This window comes from Bradyrhizobium sp. B124 (genome assembly GCF_038967635.1).
Lineage (GTDB): Bacteria > Pseudomonadota > Alphaproteobacteria > Rhizobiales > Xanthobacteraceae > Bradyrhizobium.
Window position 1 is genome coordinate 7904424 of sequence record NZ_CP152413.1, and the last position, 23968, is coordinate 7928391.

The following is a 23968-nucleotide window of genomic DNA, read 5'->3' on the forward strand; positions in this document are numbered from 1 at the left end:
AACGAGACGTCGTTCCGCTTGAACACATCAAGGCACCTCGTCGTCGCGATTCAGGTGCTCGACAATGAATCACAAGCGATTCATCCGATTCAAGATTTTTCGATTAGGGCTACTGCAATCGAATCAAGCATTTGTGGGTAATTGCAAGCTCGCTCGGACGCTTACTGACAGTGATGAGGTCCGCGCCCCAATCCTGGATGACAATGCTTCTCGAAGTGAGCAATGATTAGCTCCGCAACCTGGTCCGAATGATCTATCCCAGAAGTAAATTTCGCATCGTATAGCCCCGCAGGATTTGCAATATTAAGTTCTAGTATATAGGGATACGCCATATCTATTCCGACGAAATTGATCCCATGTGTCATCAGCTTTCGACCGATCAACTCCGCAAGCTCGATTTCACCGGAATGTAAATCGACTGAAATCGGCTTTCCTCCTTGCGTTATATTCGACCTGTGATCGTCTGGAGGGTTGCGTCGACCATGCCAAGCAACCGCCTTTCCACAAGCCACGATAACGCGCTTTTCTCCTTGAGCTACTTCCGGGATAAATTGCTGAAGAACAGCGTACTCTGCTTTGAAGCCGGCTGGCCCATAGCCGAATTGTCCGGCAGTGTCGAATTCGTCTTGTGCGACAGTGTTTCCGGTAAGGCATTGGAGGATCGTCCGAACGTTCGGACCGTTCGGAGGAAGTAAGAAGACGTTTTGCCCGCAAAAGGCATTTGGCGGCTTTGCCACCCACCACTGATCAGGGCTCTGCTGATAGCGTTTCCAGAGTAGCGAAAAATCATTTGATATATATGAAAATGCCCTGTTCTCTTTTGGCAGGACATAGCCCAGTGCATGTTTTGTATCTAGAAACATCATACCTTCAATGCTGTTAACAAAGGCGGTATGTTGGGAAGCTAGCCACAGCATTTGCCAGACGTCTCGGGCCATGCTGTCCTGGGGCATATCCAGGACCCAAATAAGCTGGCATTCGTCAAGGAAATATGCTCCACGATTCCCCAAGGCCGCAGAGCCGGGATGGTACGGCTCGCCGTTTCCTTGTACGAGCACTCCTCGCGTGAAATAGCGATAGTCATCTGCCGCAATAGCATTGATCTCGCCGAAAATTACTTCGCAGCCGAAACGACGGAAGCCGTTACAGATAGCTGCATCATTTTGACCTAAGCAATCGAGGTGCTTTGTGAGTATGAGCAATCTCATTGCGTGCTCCTCGCCAGGTAAAGTAAACACAGAGTGAAGCTGCATGATCCAGAGCTTCTATGACATCGAGAGGGCTATCTGCCGTCGCTACGAAATAGGCGGACATCCCCTCGAAGTGGACCTGCGCTCCATTCTGCGTCGTTGAATCAACGTAGCAATCGCTGTGCCAGCGTTGTCTTCACTCCGTAGGTTGACTGATTACGCGTAGAAAGGGCCTGATCGGGCAAGATCATGTATTCTGAACCTGAAAACAGTCCTCACGCTGCAACGGCCGTTGTTTCGAACCTGCCAGCCGCTCTGCCGATGTCAGAAACTGGACAGGATCAGGTTTGCTTGCATCCAAAAAGCCGTACCTTGCGGCGATTGTCGCAACAGATTAGAGGGCGAAACTTTAGGGTCATTGACAAAACCGGTCAGGCTGGATGCGAGACCTCAACTAGGACGAATCCACATTCAACGGAGCCAAAATGCAGATTGCGGCGAGCTGGACGAAGGCGAGGAAGCCGTGGCAAAGCGGCGGAAGTGTTTGAGCTTGAACAGCGCTCGATACGGTTGCGTAACTTGTAGGTCGTCTCGCCGTGTGGGGGATGAAGCGACCATCGGATCACGGCTGATTGGCCGAGGCCTACAAAGGTTCGCAGTTGAATCGTGGATCGTCTTCTTCAAAGTGCAAACCCGGAGCAGGCCGGCGGTCGCCACGTTCGTCGAACTGAAGCAGTCGCGTTCCATGGCAATGTAGACGAGGAAAGGCAATGCGATTGACCACGAGCATCTCGGCGGTGAAGGCCCAGATCGGCCAGTCGGAGAGGGCCGTCGGTCAGCAGTCGATCCGGCTCCATAGCTGCATCGGCAATGGACTACAAAATCAGTTACTATCTCGAGCACGTGCCCGTGATCGATATGTCGTTCGGGGATGCTGATCATTGCTGGCGGCTCGCTTCGCTGGGAGCGTCTCATTAGTCAGGAAGCAATAGAAAGACAATGGAAGGATCGTAGCATGAGTAAAGTGGTCAAGCTCGAGCGTCGTGACGTCATCGCCATTGTGACGGTCAACAATCCTCCTGTGAATGCTCTAAGCGCCGCTGTCGAAGGCGGCATCCTAGAGTGCATCAATGCCGCAATAGACGACTCCAAGGTGATGGCTGTCACGCTAACCTGCGCGGGCCGCACCTTCATTGCCGGCGCGGACATCACCGAATTCGACAAGCTGCCGAAGGCGTCGGCCTGGAATGACCTTCTGGCGGCGATTGAGAACTCGCCGAAGCCTATCGTCGCAGGAATCCACGGCACCGCGCTCGGCGGCGGGCTCGAGCTGGCGCTAGTCTGCCATTTCCGAGTCGCGATCAACGACGCCAAGCTCGGCCTCCCCGAGGTCAAGTTGGGCCTCTTGCCGGGTGGTGGCGGCACGCAGCGCCTGCCGCGCGCGGTTGGGCCTGAGCTCGCGGCGAGGATGATCGTTAGTGGTGATCCTATTTCAGCGACCGAAGCCTTGAAATTCGGCCTGATTGACGAACTCGTCGAAGCCAGCGAGACAGGCAGTGAAGCCTTCGCGCGAAAAGTGCTGGCCGAGAAACGGCCGTTGCGAAAGCTGCGTGACGATAGTTCAAAGCTCGCTGCTGCGAAGGCGGACCGCTCGATCATTACCAATGCGGTCGCTTCCATGACCAGGCGAGCGCGCGGGCTGGAAGCGCCGTTCGCCGCGGCTGAGGCGGTGAGGGCCGCCGTCGATCTGCCGTTTGAGGAAGGATTGAAGAAGGAGCGCGAGTTGTTTCGGAAGCTGGTCGGTGGCGACCAATCAAAGGCGCAGCGTTACGCCTTCTTCGCCGAGCGCGAAGCCAAAAAGGTTGTGGGCATACCAGAGGGGACGAAGCCGCGGCTTGTCGAACGTGTCGCCATCATAGGCGCCGGCACTATGGGCGGAGGCATTGGGATGTCCTTCGCCAATGCCGGCATTCCAGTGACTCTAATCGAGATGGGTGAAGAGCAGCTCAAACGCGGCATGAGGGTAATGCAGAAGAACTGGGAGGCCTCGGCAGCGCGTGGCGGCATCCCGGCGGATGCACCTGCCAAATGCATGGCGATGATCAATGGCATGGTCGGCATTGAGAACGTCAGGGATGCCGACTTGGTGATCGAAGCGGTGTTCGAGATGATGGCCGTGAAGAAGGAGATATTCGTCCAGTTGGACCAGTTCGCCAAGCCCGGCGCAGTACTTGCCTCAAACACGTCATATCTTAATATCGACGAGATGGCGAACGAAACAAAGCGCCCACAGGATGTGTTGGGGATGCACTTTTTCTCGCCGGCCAACGTGATGAAGTTGTGCGAGATCGTGCGCGCGGCGAAGACGGCACCAGACGCGCTGGTGACCGCGGTGACGCTCGCGCGCAAGATCGCCAAGGTGCCCGTGGTCGTCGGCGTTTGCGACGGATTTGTCGGCAATCGGATGCTGGACCAGCGCGACAAGCAGGCGCAAAAGCTACTCTTCGAAGGCGTCCTGCCGCAGCAGATCGATGCGGTGGTGACACAATTCGGCCTACCGATGGGACCATTCGCGATGAGCGATCTTGTCGGTCTCGACGGCGCGTGGCGTTCGCGCAAGCGAATGGGTATCAAGTCGGAAATCGAGGATGCGCTGTGCGAAGCAGGCCGCTTCGGCCAAAAGGCCGGCAAGGGCTACTACAGATATGAAGGCGGCTCACGCGCGCCGCTTCCGGATCCCGAGGTCGAAAAGCTGATCGCGGAGACGCTGAGGCGGCTCGGGCGCAAGCCCCACGCCGTCGGCGACGACGAAATGCTCGAACGCATGATGTATCCGGTTATCAATGCGGGCGCGCTAATTCTCGAAGAGGGCATTGGGACGCGGCCGGGCGATATCGACGTCGTTTGGCTGTATGGCTTCGGTTGGCCGATCTATCGCGGCGGTCCGATGTATTGGGCCGATCAAGTCGGCTTGAACCGTATCGCGGACCGGCTCGCCTTCTACGCTAAGAAAACCAACGATCCCTCGCTCGAGCCGGTGTCGCTGCTCAAGCGCTTGGCCGCGGAAGGCAAGGGCTTCGCCACGCTCGCATCCGCCGTGAAAGCGGCATGAGGATTAAGGATCACCACATACCTTAGCGGAAGGCAAATCAATGCCGAGCGGTAGACAAACCTACATAGTTGGTGCGTGGGAGCATCCAACCCGAAGCGCGCCAGACAAGTCGGTCGTGCAGCTTCATGCGGAGTGCGTCGCCGGCGCGCTCACGGACGCTGGACTGACCAAAGACGACGTCGATGCCTACTTTTGCGCGGGCGATGCGCCGGGGCTCGGCCCGCTCACCATGGTAGACTTTCTGAACTTGAACGTGCGACACTGCGAGTCGACCGATATGGGCGGTTCGGCACCGTTGCAGCATGTTGCTCATGCTGCCCAAGCCATTGCGGCCGGCAAATGCAATGTCGCTGTGGTTACCTTGGCGGGACGGTCCCGCCACGGATGGAGGAATCCCGAGCTGAACCCGACTCAGCCGGACCAGATGTGGGAGAGCGCCGTTCAGCACAGGCTCCCGGATATTTACGCGCTCTGCGCACGCCGTCACATGTATGAGTATGGGACCACTAGCGAGCAGTTGGCGTGGATCAAAGTTGCCGCTTCTCATCATGCGCAGCATAATCCACGCGCCATGCTTCGCAAGGTTGTTACCGTCGAAGATGTGCTGTCATCTCCCATGGTCTCCGATCCCCTGCACCGCATGGACTGCTGCGTTGTCTCGGACGGGGGCGGCGCAGTCGTGGTGGCCCGCCCGGAGATCGCCAGGAGCCTCAAACGCCCGCGGGTGAAGGTGATCGGGGCGGGCGAAGCTGTTCAAGGTCAGTCGGCCGGCCAGGTCGAGCTGACTGCTTCGGCGGCCAGGCAGTCAGGCGCTATCGCTTTCGCCGAGGCTGGAGTCAAGCCCAGCGATATCCGCTACGCGTCGACTTACGACAGCTTCACGATTACTGTCCTCATTGCGTTGGAGGATCTCGGGTTCTGCGAAAAGGGACAGGGCGGTCATTTTGTTGCAGATGGCGGCCTCATTTCCGGCGTCGGCCGCTTGCCTTTCAATACCGATGGCGGCGGCCTGTGCAACAATCACCCGGCCGGCCGGGGCGGAATTACCAAGGTGATCGAAGCCGTCCGCCAGCTGCGTGGCGAGGCGCATCCAGCTGTCCAAGTCAAGGATTGCGCGCTTGCGCTTGCCCACGGCACCGGAGGCTGGATGGGCACTCGCCACGGCAGCGCGACTCTCATTCTCGAACGGGAGTAATCCAAAAAATGCTTCGCACAGAGCATGTTGAGAACAGTCCCGAAACCAATCCGTTTTGGGATGCAGCCGCTACCGGCCGCTTCGTGCTACCAAGGTGTCGGCACTGTCATAAGACTCACTGGTATCCGCGAGGTATTTGTCCGCACTGCCTATCGACGGCGCTCGATTGGCAGGAGTTTTCCGGCGAGGGCGAGATTTATTCGTTTTCCGTGAACCGGATGGGGAAAGAGGCTTACGTCCTCGCGTATGTGGTGCTAAGCGAGGGACCAATCCTGCTGGGCAATGTGATCGATGTTGATCCGGCCACACTGTCAATCGGCAGGAACGTCAAGATGATCTTCAAGCCAACCGCGGGGCAAGCCCCTGTTCCGATTTTCGTCGTGCGTTGACGAGCCAAATTCTTTTGACTAGGGGGCAACCCGCCAGGCGGTCCAGTGGTTGCAGCGGTGGTGGAATGGCTGGTGCGAACGCAGGGCGATCCGGTACACATCTTGCCTATCGAGACAGATGTGTTGCGAATCCTGACGCTGATGCAGCGATTGCCTCCGTCCCCCGGGTCGCCCTGACGCCAGCGTGAGGTGAGGCGCGCCGGACCAATAACGGCTTGGACGTTGACGTGTCTTCGGTTCCTTCTCGCCCGTCGGGTTGATGAGTTCGGGTTCTGTTTGGCCCGTCTTCGCCGCTACGGACACAGCCAACGTCCAGTTAACAAAGCCGCCTCGACAGTGCTGCGCCTACGGGCCTCATTTACGTATTGATTTGAATTCCTGGCTGGGGACTGAGGGACCGCGCCATCGGTAGTCATGGATTCTTGGACCTCTTCTTTGTTCACCATAATCGGCGTACCCAAAAAGCATGCGCGGCGTGCTTGAACGGATGAAAAATCCGAGCTTCATGCCCCGGAGCACTTACATTGAACGCAAACCTCATCAACCGGAGAATAACCGGCCACGACGACAAGGCCGTGCGACAGTGTCCCCCTTGAGAGCTGTAATCATGTTTTGGAGCACAGGGAGGCGCGTCGCTCGCGCACCGAGCCTTCCTGAGCAACGGATGCCACCAGCGTGCCGTCGGGCTTGAAGATCAGGCCGCGCGTGAGGCCGCGCCCGCCTTGCGCGCTCGGCGAATCCTTGGCGTAGAGCAGCCAATCGTCGGCACGGAACGGCCGGTGAAACCACATTGCGTGGTCGAGGCTTGCCGATATCATGCGCCCATCGAACAGTGTGCGACCATAACGCGCCATCACCGCATCGAGCAGCGACAAGTCTGAGGCATACGCCAGGGCATACATATGCAGCGCCGGATCATTGGGCAGCTTCGCGGCGGTCTTGATCCAGATATGAATGCGGCCGTCGTTGACCTTCTGACCGACATAGCGGCCGATCTCGACCGGACGTAATTCAATCGGACGATCGGGATCATAATAGCGGCGGATGCGTTCCGGCAGCTCGGGAAACATCGGCTGCTTAGATAATTCCTCGGCGGTGAGCTTTTCCGGCGGCGGCACGTTGGGCATTTTGTCCTGGTGGTCGAAGGACCCCTGCTCCTCGGCATGAAACGAAACCATCATGGAGAAGATCGCGTTCCCATGCTGGGTCGCGGTGACGCTCCGCGTCGAATAGCTTTTGCCGTCGCGCAGCTGTCCCACCTGATAGATGATCGGCAGCTGCGGGTCGCCAGCATGGATGAAATAGCCATGCAGCGAATGTGGCAGTCGGCCTTCCACCGTGCGGGATGCTGCTACCATCGCCTGCCCGATCACTTGGCCGCCGAACACTCGTTGCAAGCTTGGGTTCGGACTGTAGGCTCGAAAGAGGTTCACCCCGGTCGGTTCGAGGTTGAGGATGGCGAGCAAATCGATCAGGCTTTTGGACATTGATGTGCTTTCGATCTGGTGGCAATCCGTGTATGGCACAGCCATGAACCTGAAAATCTCGAGATGGTGGGGGCGGCTCTCCCCAACCGTCACAGAATTCCAGTTTGGCCCGTTGGCTTTTGTGACAGCATCCACGTAGCCATCCCACTGCAGGATTTGGGCCAGCGCTAGTGGTGCGGATTGATATCGGCTTGGCCTCGCGCAATGTCCCATTCACAACACGTTGGTCGATCTGAAACGAACCGCGCTTTTGCCTTCCGACAGAAGCACGAGCCGCGCGTTTGCGCTGACGCATTCGGAATGGGCCCGCCTCTTACCTCCGTGGCTAGATAGTGCAAACCAATGCTTTCTCAAAAATTGTGAGCTGCGGCAGTCGAGTTCGACGCGGTTCGAATGTTTCAATGAATTGATTCCCGGAAGAACTACGTCATCATTCTCGGTACCAATGAGATTGCGTCGAGATGCAGCTCGTGCGCGCTGCAGGCTTCGCGGTGCTGTCATATGCCCAATCCTACCTGTCATCAGGCGCAAGATTGCCTTTCGAGGCGCTCTGTTTGCCGAGATCACCTAGGATTGAAGATGCCGTCGCCAAACGTGACGATGATACTGTGCAGGAGTCAAGCGCGCCTCTTTACGAGGCCCTACAGGCCACAAACAAGCGGCAAGGCCGAGCGCTTCAGCGCCTATGATCGCTCAGACTTGGCGCGCCAAAGACCTGCCAAGCTGGCTCCATCGCTCAACTGGCATCGCCCGCACGGCAGCCTCGAAGCTAAACCGCCCATCAGCCGCCTCGGCCTCTCAGGGGACGACCCATTGACACTCCGCAGCTAGCCGGCGAGATCCGCCACAAGCCGAAGTCCCTATCGCTACCAAGGCACCGCTCTCCAAATAGCTAACACAATCGTGCCACTAGAGTAGGTAGTGTGTCGATTCCTTGTTTGATGTATGAACAAGTTACTAACTCGCCGTATAGCCTATGATCAGCTCATCAAGATATGACAACGTATGGCAATGGCATCCGTAGTTAATCCGTTGCGCGTCTCACACTTCCTTCCACACATGACGAATGCCGCTACCAAAAAAAAGATCGCCAGGCTCTCGATGTCTCCATCGCAGGGGTCTGACCGAGGCACAAGATGTAGGCCGCATCATCTATCGTTCGCGTCTGCCGTGGAGCGTAGCCCGCACGTGCCAGTAAGACCGGAGATCGCAAGATCGCCGCTGAACAGAATACGCCAGATCGGCAAAATCTTGATCACAGCCGCCACTTCAAGCGTGTAGAATGGAAGCCAAGGCCAATCGACGCCGATCTCGCGAAGCTTGCGGGCGACGTCGCCAACATCATCATCCACCCGCTCGGTGCCACGAAGATGGGCCGTTGGCGGTGGTCCAGGGGCTGATTGCGCGTTGTGGACGAGGCGTCATGCAGAGCTCACCAGCGCGAATAGCAATGCTCCCACCTATCGCCGAGAACGCAGCGGGCTTCATTCTACGTGAGTCCCATCGAGATGCGTGACGCCAGCAACACCGCCGCCGGGCGGACAACGAAGTGATAGCTATGCAACGTTCGACACTTCCCCTCTTTGGCGTCAAGGTCGTCGATTTCGGCCAGTACATTGCCGGCCCCGCGGTTGCGATGATCCTCGCCGATCTTGGCGCCACGGTCGTACATATTGACCCACCATCCGGGCCCCTCTGGGACAGCTCGGCCAATGCGGCTCTAAATCGAAACAAACTGATAGTCCAGATCGACTTGAAGACTGAGGAGGGCCTTTTGCGAGCGCAAACCCTCATCGAGGAAGCAGACATTGTAGTAGAGAACTTCCGCCCGGATGTGCTCAGGCGCCTCGGCATCGATTTCACAGCCCTGCGCCAAGCGCGGCCTGACCTGATCACCGTGTCTATTCCCGGCTTTGCTTCCAACGACCAACTGCGTCGCGAATGGCGCGCCTTCGAGACCGTGATCGCGGCATCCTCGGGAGTGTTCACCAGCGGCATCCTCGGGGGGCTGAACCGGGTGCTGATGGGCATCAGTCCATCCTTCTCGCCGCTGCCCCTGGCATCCGCCTATGGCACGATGCTCGCGGTATCGGCCACGGTGTTGGCGCTTCAGGCAAAAGAGCGCGGAGGAACCGGTGACCATATCGAGGTGCCTCTCGCATGCGCGCTAATGGAAGGCCTCGCCTACAACTCGATCACCATTGATGACCTTCCGCTCCGCTATAAATCACAATTTGAGTTCGAGTTCGAGAGGCGGCGCGCGGAGGGCTTGCCAATGGATCTTTCTTATGGGGCGTTGCAGGAACTGCTCGATCCATTTTGTCGCCACTACAAATGCAAGGACGGACGTATGTTTTATGCCGTCTGTCACAGCCACAAGCGCCATGCCAAGCGCTGCTTGCAGGTTCTAGGCCTGTACGACGAACTCGTGGCCGAGGGCCTTCCAGAGGAGACCGATAGCTATCTTCCGATCTGCGAATGGCGATCCGACGCCTCAATAAATGTTTTTCCCTTGCCAAAATCCTGGGCCGACAAGATCGCGGGGCGGATGAAGGCCGCCTTCCTGACCCGAACCGCAAAGGAATGGGAACGCATCTTCGGGGAAGGCCAGATCCCCGGCGCGCCGCACCGCTGGCTACGGGAATGGATCAGTGACGATCACGCACAGCGCGCGGGCCTGATGATCGAGGTCGACGATCCCGTGTACGGGCGAATGATCCAGCCCGGGCCTGTGGCCTGGCTGGAAGAATCCGGGGAAGCGATGCTGAGTCCGGTGCCTCGGAAGTGGGTGACCTTCGATGAGGCGCTCGCCACTCTCTCGCCGTCATCTGCTGAGCGATCAGCGGCTCCGCCGGACCGCGCGCGGACCGGATGGCTCGACGGCGTAAGGGTTCTAGACCTGTGCAATGTCATAGCTGGCCCGCATTCGGCGTCCTATCTCGCCCGTTTCGGTGCGGAAGTGATCAAGATCGACCCGGCGATCCCGCTTTACGACTGCTCGACCACGATCATCTACGGCATGACCCACATGCGCGGCAAGCGCTCGGTTCTGGTGGATATCAGCTCATCCGGTGGCCGTGAGGTCTTCGAGAAGCTGGTGAAGTCGGTTGATGTTGTGGTGTGGAATGCGACTGACCGACAGGTTAAGCGCATGGGGCTCGATCTGGAGGGCCTGAAGGCCCTCAATCCAAACGCGATCTTCTGCCAGCTCGATTGCTTCGGCGGAATTCGTCGAGGTCCGCGCAGCGACTATTTCGGCTATGACAATCTCGTCCAGGCGGCGACAGGCATCACGCTGAGGTTCTCTAGTTCCGCAGAGACGCCCGAGGACCACGCGCCCACGGCAGGTACGATCGATGTCATGTGCGGGTTCGGCGCGGCTCTCGGCATTGCCGCTGCACTGTACCAGAAGGCCAGGACCGGGCACGCAGGGCGGGCGCGGACATCGCTGTCGGCGCTGTCCGGCTTCTTGCAGACGCCGTTCTGCTATGACTACGAAGGACGGGGGCCATTCGACGAGCCCGCCGGTCCCGATGCCAAGGGCTATGATGCCCTGACCCACCTTTATGAGACAAGTTCCGGCAGCAGCCTCATGCTCAGCGCCGTCGCGGGTGACCTGCCTCGCCTTGCCCGAGTGGAAGGCCTTGAAGGACTTGCTGATGTTTCGAAGGAGGACCGGAGCTCCTTCCTTGCCATGGCCATCCGAAAGGCGTCCGCCGAGGATTGGTTGTCGAGATTGAATGCAGCCGATATCGCTGCCGCAATCTGCGAGAATATAGATGCCATACGCTCGGCAAATTCCAGGCCTGCGGATGGTGCTTCGGGAACCGAACAGGACAGCTATTCCTTCTCAACAGATCATGACCATCCCAGCGGGCACGCCGTAACGCAGGTTGATCCTTACGCAATCCGCTCGGCGGTCGGAAAGGTCTATTCGCTGTCCCCCGCGGAAAAATACGGCGCCTCGACGCGACGAGTTCTGCGGTCGTTGCAGTACACCGAAGCTGAAATAGATACGTTGCTCGCGGCAGAAGCGATAAGCGAAAGCTGGAGTCGCGAGTACTTGCCCAGCTGACGAAGGCAGCAGCTGACTTAACCGGTTTGTGTTCGGAACAGTGCAACGATTCAATGCGCTGCCAGTCGTGTATGCAGGACATCGCAGATTGGTTCCAGACGTGGCGCGTTCTTTCTTGCCGCCGCTGACTCTCCTCATTCTACGCCGCTTCCTCCGAGCCGCAGAGCAAGTATGGCCCAGAAGTAAATCTGCATTCGACAATCTGCACATCCAATAGCGGTTTCCGAAAATTTCGAAACAGGTGTTCAACCAACTCTCGGACTACTGCTTAGTCGGGACGGGTGGTCCCTCGGGTACCTGCTCGACACCATGCGGGGTTGTTTTTGACGTTCTCGGCTGTCGTCAAGAGCGCAACGCTTTTTGCTTCGTCCACAACGATGCGAAGGCGGTTGTCGAAGCGGGCGAGTGCCTGATCCTCAAATGGGCGGGCATGCGCTAAAGCCCCGCGGCATGGCGACCTAAGGGCACAAGCCTACCACAACTGTCAGTTGCCCGCTTGGCCGACGGCGATCAAGTTTGCAGACTGCTTTAGCCGGACTCCCCAGCGCGGTGGGGCTGCGTCGCACCAACGAAACCGATCGTCCAAGCCGCACGGCACCATGCGCTAGGTGGTGTGGACACTTATCGCATCCATAAGACGATGGCTGCGAGAGTGACGACGGCCAGGTAATTTCGGGCGGTCTTTTCGAAGCGGGTTGCAACGCGGCGGAACTGCTTGAGCTTTGAGAAGCAGCATTCGACGAGATGACGCTGGGCATAGAAATGCTTGTCGAGTGGATATTTGAGCGCGCGTGACGGGTTGTTGGGGATCACTGCGAGCGCGCCTTTGGCGGCGATAGCTTGGCGCAAGTGATCGGCGTCATAGGCCGTATCGGCCATGACGACCTCGGCGGATAAGCCTTCGATCAATGCGGCGGCTTGCGGTGCATCGCCCTTCTGACCTGCGGTGAGCTTGAACCGCACCGGACATCCCAAGCCTCGAACGGCCATGTGTATCTTGGTGCTCAGGCCGCCGCGCGAGCGGCCGATCGCTTGATCTTCCGCTTGATCTTCAGACCCCCCTTTTTGGCGCCGGCGGCGTGCTGATGCGCCCGAACAATGGTGGAATCGACGATCAGATATTCGAAGTCCGGATCATCGGACATCGCCTCGAAGATCCGCCACCAAACACCCTTGATGCTCCATCGACTGAAGCGCCGGAACACGCTGTTCCAGTCCCCAAACACCTCCGGAAGATCGCGCCAGGGAGACCCCGTACGCACGATCCACAGCACACCTTCCACGAACATCCGGTTGTCGCGCCCGGTGGAGCCCTTCTGATCGGGGCGCCCTATGATCAGCGGCGCTATCCGCTCCCACGCCGCGTCGCTCAATACCAAACGGTCCATCACACCCAAGGCGGCCTCCCCAAAAGCAGCCTTGAATCTGATTTGCTCCTAAAAGGGAACCCTTAGAGTCCACACCACCTAGCAGTTTGCTGAAGAACTGTCTCGTCACGGATGGGGTTTGATGATTCACTTTATCATCTCGAATCGGCGCAGACGATCATGCGCGGGAGGTTTACGGATCAGGGCGGCTGTTTTCGTACATCGCGCCGGATAAGCGTGTGCAGCGAACCATCCGCTGCGGAAGGTCCGGGAACTTGTCCGTTATGTTTTTGAGTGATTTGAACCGCAGCCTTGGGAGGCTTTACGCCAGCGAGGGACGTCCTTCGATCCCTCCGGAGCAATTGCTGAGCGCGTTGCTGCTGCAGGTGTTCTACGGCATCCGCTCGGAACGCCAGTTGATGGAGCAACTGGACTACAATCTTTTGTATCGCTGGTTCGTGGGACTGTCGCCGGACGATCCGGTCTGGGACCCGACCACCTTCACCAAGAACCGGGAGCGGCTGCAGAACGGCGATGTGTTCACGAGGTTCATGAACAGGCTTCTGAACCATCCGCAGGTCAATCCACTATTGTCGTACGAGCATTTTTCGGTGGACGGAACGCTGATCGAGGCCTGGGCATCACAGAAGAGTTTTCGTCCCAAGGACGGCAGCGGTGGCGACGATGATGGCGCCAACTTCCACGGCCAGAAGCGCAAGAACGACACCCATGCGAGTACCAGCGACCCGGACAGCAGACTTTATCGCAAGGCGGCCGGACGGGAAGCCAAGCTTTGCTATATGGGCCACGCCACCATGGAGAACCGGCATGGGCTGGCGGTCGCCGGCAGGGTCACACATGCCAACGGCACCGCCGAACGCCGGGCTTCGGAGACCATGCTGAAGGCGAGACGCAAAGCCGCAGGCCGCCGCATCACGGCTGGTGAGGACAAGGCATACGATACGGCCGACCATGTCGCCAATCTTCGTGCCATCGGCGTGACGCCGCATGTGACTCAGAACCAAGCCGTCACCAAAACCGGCAAGAACCGCAGCAGCGCCATCGACGAACGAACCACGCGGCATCCGGGGTACGGCATGTCGCAATCACGCCGGGCAATGGTCGAGTGCATCTTCGGATGGGGCAAGCAGCATGGGACCATGCGCAAGACCAAACATCGTGGCATCGCCCGCGTTGCCGCCGACTTCCTGCTCAATCTGATCGCCTACAACCTGATCCGCATTCCCAAACTGCTTGCCGCTTAGTCTAGCATCCCGCGTCAGGCCGCACCCAGCACAAGGTTAGAAAATTACATCCAACTCCACTGCGCCGCCCCAACAACCACCGGCGAGAATGCGAAAGCTCGTCATTTCAAGGTTTTTCAGCAAACTGCTAGTGCATTTCGTTGTTGGACTGCTCGCGAGAAATCCGGTGCAACACACTTATCCGCGTCATCACGACGTCCATTATGATCTCGCGGTGCATGTCAGATGAATTCGTCGCGAGGTTGCCGAGCCATTCCCGCATCTCTGTGGCTGCCTCCGAACCAGGGCCGGCGGGCTGTTGACTAACGCCCTTTCAGCGGCACATATCCGAGATGGCTGCCCGCATCGACTAACAGGATCTCGCCGGTAACGCCGGAGGCGCTAGTCAGAAAGAACACGGCGGCCTCGGCGGACTGTTCGGCGGTGCCGGCCAGGCGCAACGGCGTGTTCTGCGTCATCTTTTCCTTTAACTTCTCGTATTCCGTTTCTCCCATCCCATTGAGCAACCATCGCCCTTGGACGATGCCAGGACAAACCGTGTTAACTCGCACCGCAGGACCGAGCCATCGCGCCAGTGCAAGCGTCATAGTATTGAGACCGCCCTTAGACGCGACGTATGGAATCGAACTGCCATTGCCCGTGGCGCCACCAATCGAAGAGATGTTGACGATAGAACCGCGCTCCTCGCGCTCCTCCCATTGCTTCCTCATCGTGGGCCAAACAGCACGAGTCATCATGTACGGACCTGCAACGTTTATACGCATGATACACTCGAAGTCTTCGGGAGTGACATCTTCGAGGTCTCCCTCCTTCTGGAACTTAGTGGTCGCAGCATTGTTGATGAGTCCGTCGATTCGTCCCCACTTCTCCAACGTCGCGGCTGCCAACTTGCGGCAATCCGCGTCCTGTCCCACGTTTGCCTGCACTAGGATGGCATCCACTCCCTTGGCCTTGACCTTCTCGAAAGTTTCCTCAGCATCTTTCTTGCTCTTGCTGTAATTGATTGTGATGTTCCAGCCGCGATCTGCTAATTCGATGGCGCACGCGGCACCTAAGCCCGTCGCGGATCCGGTCACGATCGCCACCTTGGTCATGCCCACCTGCCCTTTCGCTGAGATGCAGGGAGAAGAATAACGCGGTTCGCGCGTCGGTTTCAGTCGATATGGCTGCAAAAATCGCCGTAATGCTGCGTCTACCCGAAAAAATAAAATCTTGCGTTGCTAGGTGACCTTGCCCGCACGGGCTTAATCCAATTTGAAGTTCGTTCTGGCCCATGACGTAGCGCGTTTTGACTCACGATCTGGACCTCGATCCAGAAAAGGAAAAGTCATAGTTTACGTCGGCCTCGATGGTTCGCTGAATTCTATCGCGATATGTGCGGTGGACGAGACCGAAAGGCTCATCCCAGTCGGACGACGTTGGCGGACGCGCAATCGATTATGCGATACCCCGAACTATGGGCTGGTCAAATTGAGCGGGTGGGCTCGGAGCAGGACCGACCTCGGAATGGCTGACCGCGCGGCTCCCAGCAACAGTTTGGAAGCCCTCCAGGTCAAGGCGGCACTTTCGGTCATGCCGGTGACGCGCTCGTGGGATCGCGCAGTTGGTGAGAACGAGATAGTTCAAATCTGTCCGCGTCAAGAGTATCGGAAGCTAAAGGGCGCGGACATTGACGGCTTCTCGTAAGCATATCATCCGCTCCGTCGCTGCCGCCGAGCAAGTCATCCTGGTGTCCTGAACCAGAAGTTCGCAGAATCGCGTCGTGTTTTGCCGAGGCATTGTATCGGTAGAAACACTCGATGGAGGCAAGGATGTCGTCGGCGGATTTGGTCCATCGGAATAGTTTGGGATCAGCGGTTGTGTCGTTCGATGAACGAGGTGATGTCGGCCCTGAGCGAGGCGACACTGCGATAGATGCTGCGCATGATCTTCTTGTCGGTGAGGAGCCCGAAGAAGCGCTCGACTTGATTGAGTCATGACGAGCTGGTCGGGGTCAGGTGCACGTGCCAACGCGGGGCTTTTAGCCAGCCATCTGCGGATCCGTGGGGTCTTGTGATGACGTAATAGTCCATGACGAGATGGACGTCGAGGTCGGGCGGCACGGCGGGCTCGATCTCATCGAGGAACTTGCGGATTTCGGCGGCGCGGCGGCGTCCATAGCGCTTGCCGATGACCCGTCCGGTCGCAATGTCGAGGGCCGCAAACAGCGATGTGGTGCCGTGCCTCGTGTAGTTATGGTTTCTCGAGCCGGCTGGCCGGGACGCATCGACAGCATCGGCTGACTGCGGTCCTGCGCCTGGATTTGGGACTTCTCATCCACGCACCGAACGCTGGCGTGCTCCGGCGGCGAGACGTAAAGTCCGATGGCATCGTGCACTTTGGCCACGAAGTTCGGATGGGTGGCGTTCTGGAGGCAACTTTCCAACGTCCTCACGATCACCGCTTCGATGCGGGCATCGTCAATCGTGCGCGGCGCGCCGAAGCGCGGCTCGTCGTGCTGCCCGGCCACGCGCTGCTTCACAAAACGCTGCCGCTTGCCTACCGTCTGCCGGTCCAGGCCAGCTTGGCCACCACTTCCTTGTTCTGACCACCTTCTGCGCTGGTCAGCACGATCCGGGCTCTCAGAGCCAGCGCCTGCGCCGTCTTCCGCTCCATCGTCACGACGTCAGTTCGGCCCGCTCATCATCGCTCAATGTCAAGGGGCCAACTTGCCGGACCGCGATTAGATACTCGTTGCCGTTGGCCTCTATCCTTGGCACGTCGACGCGAATCTACTGCGCATCTACGATTGCTATCTTGTGAGTCGAGACACTAGGAAATGAAGGCGGCGGAAGATGCACACCGCGGAACCTGGCCCGTCCGCCAGCGCTGCGACCTCGGTCGAAGTAGCGGCGTCCTGCTCAATATCAACTGAGATGGGGATGACTTCGCCAAAGCATGGGCAGAGCGAGCTTGGACGATAACTGCAAGCGTCAACGAAAAAGTCGGTGGTGCTCGACGTCAATCGGCTCTCACATCGCGCGCTCGGTGAGTGATCGTCCGGACGGCCCCCCGAACGTGATGGTTTAGCCATGAACAGCCGGAACAGTGCCGACAAGGCCAGAAACCCATGGACGAAAGTTGGTGGCGATACAAGGCGAGATGTCATGGGTGTGCTTGATGTTTTCCATCGAAGGAGGAATGCGCCGTGACCGAGACGAACGTCTTCCAACTCTCCCAAACGGAAGCTTTTGTGAATCCATCACCGAGGTACTTCGCAACGGCGCGTGAGCGTTGTTGCGATCGAGACCGAAGTTTCGGCCTTTGCTGAGCACGTATTCCAACAAGCTGATCGAGGATGGCCGTCAGCGGCTGGTGCGCCACGGACAATTTCCCAAGCGCCAGATCATGACCGGCATCAATCCGGAGGCCGTGCGCCGCCCACTGGTGCGCGACCGCTTCGGCGAAGGTATGGGCCGCGACGCGTTGTCGCCTTTTACGACTCCCTGGCCGAGCACTGGAAGCATCAGCGCACGACGGAAAAGATGGACAAACGCTTTCTTCATGACCGAGACGAGACGATTGCGGAAAACGCCGCAAGTCCATTCTTTTGATCGGCTGCGCCCCGAGTCATTCTTCCGTTCCGGCCGTCGATCCCGCGACCGCCGCGCGCAGGGCTGTCAAGGGTGGCCACATTTGCGGCACCGCAAGGCTTGGCCTTGACCGGCACGAGCACGGCGGCATGCTGGCAGTAGAACGGCACTGCATTCCTGGCGTGCTGGAATTGCCGTCAGCCGCGATTATGGTTGTCGGGCTCGGCGACCTCGTGGAGAAGCGTGACGCGTCGGCTGCAAGCGTCACCGGACTGCCGCGCCGGGCGCCGATCCGCATGAAAAAGCGTGCAGTGGACCGTCGCCTTGGCTGCTGCCCAGGCCGCCTCGATCAGCATGGCGCGCGCATGACTGCGGCCGATCGTGCTGATGCGACCGTGATGGGCGGCTCCGAGTCCCCACTGCCGCACCCGCAGGTTCACCCCGAAATAGCTCACCAGCTTCCGCGGGCGAAAATGCGAACCGAGCGTCATCGACAGCACGAGTGAACCGCGATCATTTGGGGTGCGTGCAGGGTCGAGTTGGCTTTGCTCGACGTACACCGGACGAGAGAGCTCCCGCGCGTGATCCTCATCCCGGATACGACTATCGACGTCACGATTTGCAACGTCCGCCTGATCGTCGATGAGCTATCGCTTGACAGGCAAGGCTTCACTCTCTTTCGGCACAAGATATATCCTGTGAATGAACGTGATCCCAGGTCGCCTATAGCTCCTCGGTGCCTTGTGCCTGCTCAATCCTCCTAAAGCTCAGACATCCTCGTGTGAAGAGATAAATCTTCATGTTATGGGGGGGCGCACGCAGAAATTCCGCATTCCATAGAGGCATATTAGCTGATTCCAGATCCCGGAGGCAGGTACGATTTATTGAAAACACATCGTCGGTCTGGCGGGAGAAGGTGAGAATGGTTTTTCCGAGGTGTTCATCGTCTGCGCGGTCACAAAGGCAGCCGGTATATTCCGGTGGCGTCGGTGGAAAACTCAGCGGTCGAGGCGCCAAGCTACGTGCCGCGTGAGTCCCATCGAGATGCGTGACGCCAGCAACACCGCCGCCGGGCGGACAACGAAGTGATAGCTATGCAACGTTCGACACTTCCCCTCTTTGGCGTCAAGGTCGTCGATTTCGGCCAGTACATTGCCGGCCCCGCGGTTGCGATGATCCTCGCCGATCTTGGCGCCACGGTCGTACATATTGACCCACCATCCGGGCCCCTCTGGGACAGCTCGGCCAATGCGACTCTAAATCGAAACAAACTGATAGTCCAGATCGACTTGAAGACTGAGGAGGGCCTTTTGCGAGCGCAAACCCTCGTCGAGGAAGCAGACATTGTAGTAGAGAACTTCCGCCCGGATGTGCTCAGGCGCCTCGGCATCGATTTCACAGCCCTGCGCCAAGCGCGGCCTGACCTGATCACCGTGTCTATTCCCGGCTTTGCTTCCAACGACCAACTGCGTCGCGAATGGCGCGCCTTCGAGACCGTGATCGCGGCATCCTCGGGAGTGTTCACCAGCGGCATCCTCGGGGGGCTGAACCGGGTGCTGATGGGCATCAGTCCATCCTTCTCGCCGCTGCCCCTGGCATCCGCCTATGGCACGATGCTCGCGGTATCGGCCACGGTGTTGGCGCTTCAGGCAAAAGAGCGCGGAGGAACCGGTGACCATATCGAGGTGCCTCTCGCATGCGCGCTAATGGAAGGCCTCGCCTACAACTCGATCACCATTGATGACCTTCCGCTCCGCTATAAATCACCACGTGAGCGAGAACTCGAGAGGCGGCGCGCGGAGGGCTTGCCAATGGATCTTTCTTATGGGGCGTTGCAGGAACTGCTCGATCCATTTTGTCGCCACTACAAATGCAAGGACGGACGTATGTTTTATGCCGTCTGTCACAGCCACAAGCGCCATGCCAAGCGCTGCTTGCAGGTTCTAGGCCTGTACGACGAACTCGTGGCCGAGGGCCTTCCAGAGGAGACCGATAGCTATCTTCCGATCTGCGAATGGCGATCCGACGCCTCAATAAATGTTTTTCCCTTGCCAAAATCCTGGGCCGACAAGATCGCGGGGCGGATGAAGGCCGCCTTCCTGACCCGAACCGCAAAGGAATGGGAACGCATCTTCGGGGAAGGCCAGATCCCCGGCGCGCCGCACCGCTGGCTACGGGAATGGATCAGTGACGATCACGCACAGCGCGCGGGCCTGATGATCGAGGTCGACGATCCCGTGTACGGGCGAATGATCCAGCCCGGGCCTGTGGCCTGGCTGGAAGAATCCGGGGAAGCGATGCTGAGTCCGGTGCCTCGGAAGTGGGTGACCTTCGATGAGGCGCTCGCCACTCTCTCGCCGTCATCTGCTGAGCGATCAGCGGCTCCGCCGGACCGCGCGCGGACCGGATGGCTCGACGGCGTAAGGGTTCTAGACCTGTGCAATGTCATAGCTGGCCCGCATTCGGCGTCCTATCTCGCCCGTTTCGGTGCGGAAGTGATCAAGATCGACCCGGCGATCCCGCTTTACGACTGCTCGACCACGATCATCTACGGCATGACCCACATGCGCGGCAAGCGCTCGGTTCTGGTGGATATCAGCTCATCCGGTGGCCGTGAGGTCTTCGAGAAGCTGGTGAAGTCGGTTGATGTTGTGGTGTGGAATGCGACTGACCGACAGGTTAAGCGCATGGGGCTCGATCTGGAGGGCCTGAAGGCCCTCAATCCAAACGCGATCTTCTGCCAGCTCGATTGCTTCGGCGGAATTCGTCGAGGTCCGCGCAGCGACTATTTCGGCTATGACAATCTCGTCCAGGCGGCGACAGGCATCACGCTGAGGTTCTCTAGTTCCGCAGAGACGCCCGAGGACCACGCGCCCACGGCAGGTACGATCGATGTCATGTGCGGGTTCGGCGCGGCTCTCGGCATTGCCGCTGCACTGTACCAGAAGGCCAGGACCGGGCACGCAGGGCGGGCGCGGACATCGCTGTCGGCGCTGTCCGGCTTCTTGCAGACGCCGTTCTGCTATGACTACGAAGGACGGGGGCCATTCGACGAGCCCGCCGGTCCCGATGCCAAGGGCTATGATGCCCTGACCCACCTTTATGAGACAAGTTCCGGCAGCAGCCTCATGCTCAGCGCCGTCGCGGGTGACCTGCCTCGCCTTGCCCGAGTGGAAGGCCTTGAAGGACTTGCTGATGTTTCGAAGGAGGACCGGAGCTCCTTCCTTGCCATGGCCATCCGAAAGGCGTCCGCCGAGGATTGGTTGTCGAGATTGAATGCAGCCGATATCGCTGCCGCAATCTGCGAGAATATAGATGCCATACGCTCGGCAAATTCCAGGCCTGCGGATGGTGCTTCGGGAACCGAACAGGACAGCTATTCCTTCTCAACAGATCATGACCATCCCAGCGGGCACGCCGTAACGCAGGTTGATCCTTACGCAATCCGCTCGGCGGTCGGAAAGGTCTATTCGCTGTCCCCCGCGGAAAAATACGGCGCCTCGACGCGACGAGTTCTGCGGTCGTTGCAGTACACCGAAGCTGAAATAGATACGTTGCTCGCGGCAGAAGCGATAAGCGAAAGCTGGAGTCGCGAGTACTTGCCCAGCTGACGAAGGCAGCAGCTGACTTAACCGGTTTGTGTTCGGAACAGTGCAACGATTCAATGCGCTGCCAGTCGTGTATGCAGGACATCGCAGATTGGTTCCAGACGTGGCGCGTTCTTTCTTGCCGCCGCGGCGAGCGATCTCTCAGTCCCATCAGACGTTCGCGGCGATATCGATCAATCCACTTCAGTGCGGTCCGCGGGCAGACGCCTACGGCACGTGTGGCGGCCTTCGGCGTCCGCCCGCTCTACACCAGCCGAACAATGCGCGGACCATCGGCGTAAGGTCGGCAGCCCGGTCGATCGTCCACGCCAGTTTGGCCAGCGCATCGTTCATGTCGATGATCGCGTCCAACCGCGAGCGCGGAAGGTCGGCCTGTCGCTGTCGTGTGTCGCTCCTTCGATCGCATCGCTCCCACCGACGCGACGACGGAATCACGACCTCGATTCGAGGGAATCCCAAAAATGAAATTTGCAAGCGTATGAGGCCTAAAGCCTCAAAAAGCCTGCAATCTCAGACGCCACCTCAACCGACAAATCGACTCCCGCTCAATGACTTGGGACGCTCTTCACGGCCGACTTCTTATGCTCGAAAGGCATGATCGTCTATGCAATAGAGGCGACAGCGCGCTGAAGACGATGCCAACTTGTTCATTATACACTAAAATGCCTCATTATGAAGACAGGGTCGTTGTCGGTATCCAGACCCAAGTGCGGAAACGGTAGCCGTTTACGAAGTTTAGTCAGGATTGTGCTCAACAACCTCTATTCGCGCACCAGAAGTGACGCGCATTCCGTCCAGCCGGTCGTGATGTCCGTGAGAACGAGCGTATGGACGATACTGCCCGCGAAGGAGCGCTGTGATCAAGATGATCGGTTTCGACGAAACTGGGGCGTCGGATGTTTCCAGTCTGCTGAAGTACGAACAGGAAGGCTGCGTCGTAGAGCACTTGCTACAGAGCGACGTCGCTCTCGTGCTTTGCTCACGAGCGCATTGATCGATCGTTGCCGCACTTGTAATAAATTGACACGTATCTCTGGCGCCAAGTCGATATGGCGGTGCCGCTCCATCTTCAATCGAGATCGTCAGCAGGCTTTCAGACGCTGCCGCGCACCTAGTCTGCGCCCTCTAGGGAGTATCAGCGCGTTTCGCTCGGCATCTTGGCAAATGTGCCAGTGACTGCCGCGCGGCACCCCACCGAGCGCGATCGAGCGATGCTACAATTTGTGCTTCGCCGCGGAGCCTTGAATCTCGGAGCTGGTACAAGCTCTGATAGCAATTGAGTTGGCAACAGACATCGGGGCCCATGCGTTACGGGGATGATGCGGCAGCCTTAACAAAGGTCTGTGCGTACCAACCGTCACAAATATTGTTTGGAGGTACTCCATGGGAAAGCAGGACGTCAGGCTCCTATACGGACGGCGGCCAAGCCAGAGAGCCCTGGCCTCCATGACTGCCAGGCAGCTTTGCCAGCTACACCCTCCACCAATCGCTCCCGATTCCTTCAGTTCGGAATCAGCTTGTCCAAAGAATGGCCGCAACATGCGCAACTCTCTAACGAAGAGAAAACTACGAAGCTTAGTAGGTTCGCTTTCCCCATTGTTATGTAAATGATTGGAGGCGTGCTGGGAGGCGCGTGTCGTCCAACACAAGGCCTACCGAGATGGGTTTCGCAGCAATCTGACCGTCGCTATTCATTTGGGAAAAAAGGAAGCACCATGGTCTACGAGACCATCAAATATGAACTTGTCGAGCAGATCCTGACGATCACCTTGAATCGGCCAGAGAAGCTCAACGCCTGTACTGTCACTATGGAGCTCGAATTGATCGACGCATTCGATCGCGCCGATAAGGACGACGACGTCCGCGCTATCATCGTAACCGGCGAAGGCCGCGCATTTTGTGCCGGAGCCGATCTTGGCGCCGACTCATTTGACACTGACGTGAAGCGGGGACCGGTGAAACGGCTGCCCAATGGCACGGTGGACTACAGTGATCCGAAGGTCAGCGAGACCGGTGGCCACCTCGCGTTGCGGATATTTGAGTGCGTTAAGCCAGTGATTGCTGCGGTGAATGGGCCGGCCGTCGGCATGGGAGTGACCATGCAACTCGCGATGGACGTCCGCATTGCGTCTGAGGCCGCAGCTTTCGGCTTTGTATTCTCCCAACGTGGTATTGTGCCAGAGGAAGCCTCGAGCTGGTTCCTACCGCGCATCGTAGGAATCGCGCAGGCGCTCGAGTGGTGCTACACTGGCCGCGTCTTCCCAGCGCTGGAGGCGCTTGCGGGGCGTTTAGTCAGTAAGGTGGTCCCGCCTGATCAATTGCTGCCGACCGCTCGCACGCTGGCGCGCGAGATCGCCGAGAAGACAGCCCCGGTCTCGATCGCGCTGATCCGGCAGATGATGTGGCGCTTGCAGGGCGCCGACGATCCCATGGAGGCTCACAAGATTGATAGCCGGGCGTTATATGCGTGCGGCCGTTCCGCTGACGCCAAGGAGGGCGTGAGGGCGTTCCTGGAGAAGCGGCCCGCGGTATTCAAAAACAAGGTGTCTGTCGATATGCCGGATTTTTTTCCGTGGTGGACGGAACGGGAATACAAGTAATCATCATCCGTATCTCCGGCCTGTGGAGTCTCAACAGGTCGTCTTCCTGGCAGGGCGAGGCGGCTGGTGGGCGGTTTGGCGTCCAGGTTGCCGTGCGGACGATGCCAG

12 protein-coding genes and 3 pseudogenes are annotated in these 23968 nt (G+C 58.5%); 8 read left to right on the forward strand and 7 right to left on the reverse strand.

Annotated features, from left to right (window positions below):
* Positions 1-161: 161 nt before the first annotated feature.
* Positions 162-1208 carry a RimK family alpha-L-glutamate ligase gene (locus AAFG13_RS37315; protein WP_342709999.1) on the reverse strand — a complete coding sequence of 349 codons (1047 nt, stop codon included), beginning with the start codon at positions 1206-1208 and terminating at the stop codon, positions 162-164.
* Positions 1209-2205: 997 nt separating this feature from the next.
* On the opposite strand from AAFG13_RS37315, the gene AAFG13_RS37320 reads away from it, so the two are divergent.
* Genes AAFG13_RS37320 through AAFG13_RS37330 form a run of 3 tightly spaced genes read left to right on the forward strand, consistent with a single transcriptional unit; the run spans position 2206 to position 5886 of the window.
* Positions 2206-4302 carry a 3-hydroxyacyl-CoA dehydrogenase NAD-binding domain-containing protein gene (locus AAFG13_RS37320; RefSeq protein WP_342710000.1) on the forward strand — a complete coding sequence of 699 codons (2097 nt, stop codon included), beginning with the start codon at positions 2206-2208 and terminating at the stop codon, positions 4300-4302.
* 40 nt (positions 4303-4342) lie between these two features.
* Positions 4343-5497 carry a thiolase domain-containing protein gene (locus AAFG13_RS37325; RefSeq protein ID WP_342710001.1) on the forward strand — a complete coding sequence of 385 codons (1155 nt, stop codon included), beginning with the start codon at positions 4343-4345 and terminating at the stop codon, positions 5495-5497.
* 8 nt (positions 5498-5505) lie between these two features.
* Positions 5506-5886, forward strand: coding sequence for an OB-fold domain-containing protein (locus AAFG13_RS37330; RefSeq protein ID WP_342710002.1), 381 nt, complete (start codon positions 5506-5508; stop codon positions 5884-5886).
* A gap of 605 nt (positions 5887-6491) precedes the next feature.
* Here AAFG13_RS37330 and AAFG13_RS37335 read toward each other — a convergent pair.
* On the reverse strand, positions 6492-7373 hold the full coding sequence (locus AAFG13_RS37335; RefSeq protein WP_342713484.1) for an acyl-CoA thioesterase II: 882 nt from the start codon (positions 7371-7373) through the stop codon (positions 6492-6494).
* A gap of 1148 nt (positions 7374-8521) precedes the next feature.
* On the reverse strand, positions 8522-8725 hold the full coding sequence (locus AAFG13_RS37340; protein ID WP_342710003.1) for a hypothetical protein: 204 nt from the start codon (positions 8723-8725) through the stop codon (positions 8522-8524).
* Between the two features lie 206 nt (positions 8726-8931).
* Between AAFG13_RS37340 and AAFG13_RS37345 the strand changes: the two genes are divergently transcribed.
* Positions 8932-11448 (forward strand): CoA transferase, encoded by a 2517-nt coding sequence (locus AAFG13_RS37345; protein WP_342710004.1) that lies wholly within the window; start codon positions 8932-8934, stop codon positions 11446-11448.
* 621 nt (positions 11449-12069) lie between these two features.
* On the opposite strand, the pseudogene AAFG13_RS37350 reads toward AAFG13_RS37345, so the two are convergent.
* Positions 12070-12845, reverse strand: a pseudogene (locus tag AAFG13_RS37350) (IS5 family transposase).
* A gap of 134 nt (positions 12846-12979) precedes the next feature.
* Between AAFG13_RS37350 and AAFG13_RS37355 the strand changes: the two are divergent.
* The gene (locus AAFG13_RS37355) at positions 12980-14080 is read left to right on the forward strand and encodes an IS5 family transposase (protein WP_342713485.1); all 1101 of its coding nucleotides are present in this window, start codon (positions 12980-12982) and stop codon (positions 14078-14080) included.
* A 302-nt stretch (positions 14081-14382) separates the two neighbouring features.
* On the opposite strand, the gene AAFG13_RS37360 is transcribed toward AAFG13_RS37355, so the two are convergent.
* Both AAFG13_RS37360 and AAFG13_RS37365 read right to left on the reverse strand, forming a co-directional pair.
* Entirely contained in the window at positions 14383-15174 is a 792-nt protein-coding gene (locus AAFG13_RS37360; RefSeq protein ID WP_342710005.1) for an SDR family oxidoreductase, read from the reverse strand.
* Positions 15175-15878: 704 nt separating this feature from the next.
* Positions 15879-16803: pseudogene (locus tag AAFG13_RS37365) on the reverse strand (IS630 family transposase); the annotation flags it as partial.
* 580 nt (positions 16804-17383) lie between these two features.
* On the opposite strand from AAFG13_RS37365, the gene AAFG13_RS37370 reads away from it, so the two are divergent.
* Positions 17384-17782 carry a hypothetical protein gene (locus AAFG13_RS37370; protein ID WP_342710006.1) on the forward strand — a complete coding sequence of 133 codons (399 nt, stop codon included), beginning with the start codon at positions 17384-17386 and terminating at the stop codon, positions 17780-17782.
* A 196-nt stretch (positions 17783-17978) separates the two neighbouring features.
* Here AAFG13_RS37370 and AAFG13_RS37375 read toward each other — a convergent pair.
* Positions 17979-18119: pseudogene (locus AAFG13_RS37375) on the reverse strand (transposase); the annotation flags it as partial.
* 627 nt (positions 18120-18746) lie between these two features.
* Here AAFG13_RS37375 and AAFG13_RS37380 point away from each other — a divergent pair.
* Together AAFG13_RS37380 and AAFG13_RS37385 are read left to right on the forward strand one after the other, a co-directional pair.
* Positions 18747-21263 (forward strand): CoA transferase, encoded by a 2517-nt coding sequence (locus AAFG13_RS37380; protein ID WP_342710007.1) that lies wholly within the window; start codon positions 18747-18749, stop codon positions 21261-21263.
* A 1712-nt stretch (positions 21264-22975) separates the two neighbouring features.
* A complete protein-coding gene (locus AAFG13_RS37385) occupies positions 22976-23860 on the forward strand; it encodes a crotonase/enoyl-CoA hydratase family protein (RefSeq protein WP_342710008.1) in 885 nt (294 codons plus the stop codon).
* The last annotated feature ends 108 nt before the right edge of the window (positions 23861-23968 follow it).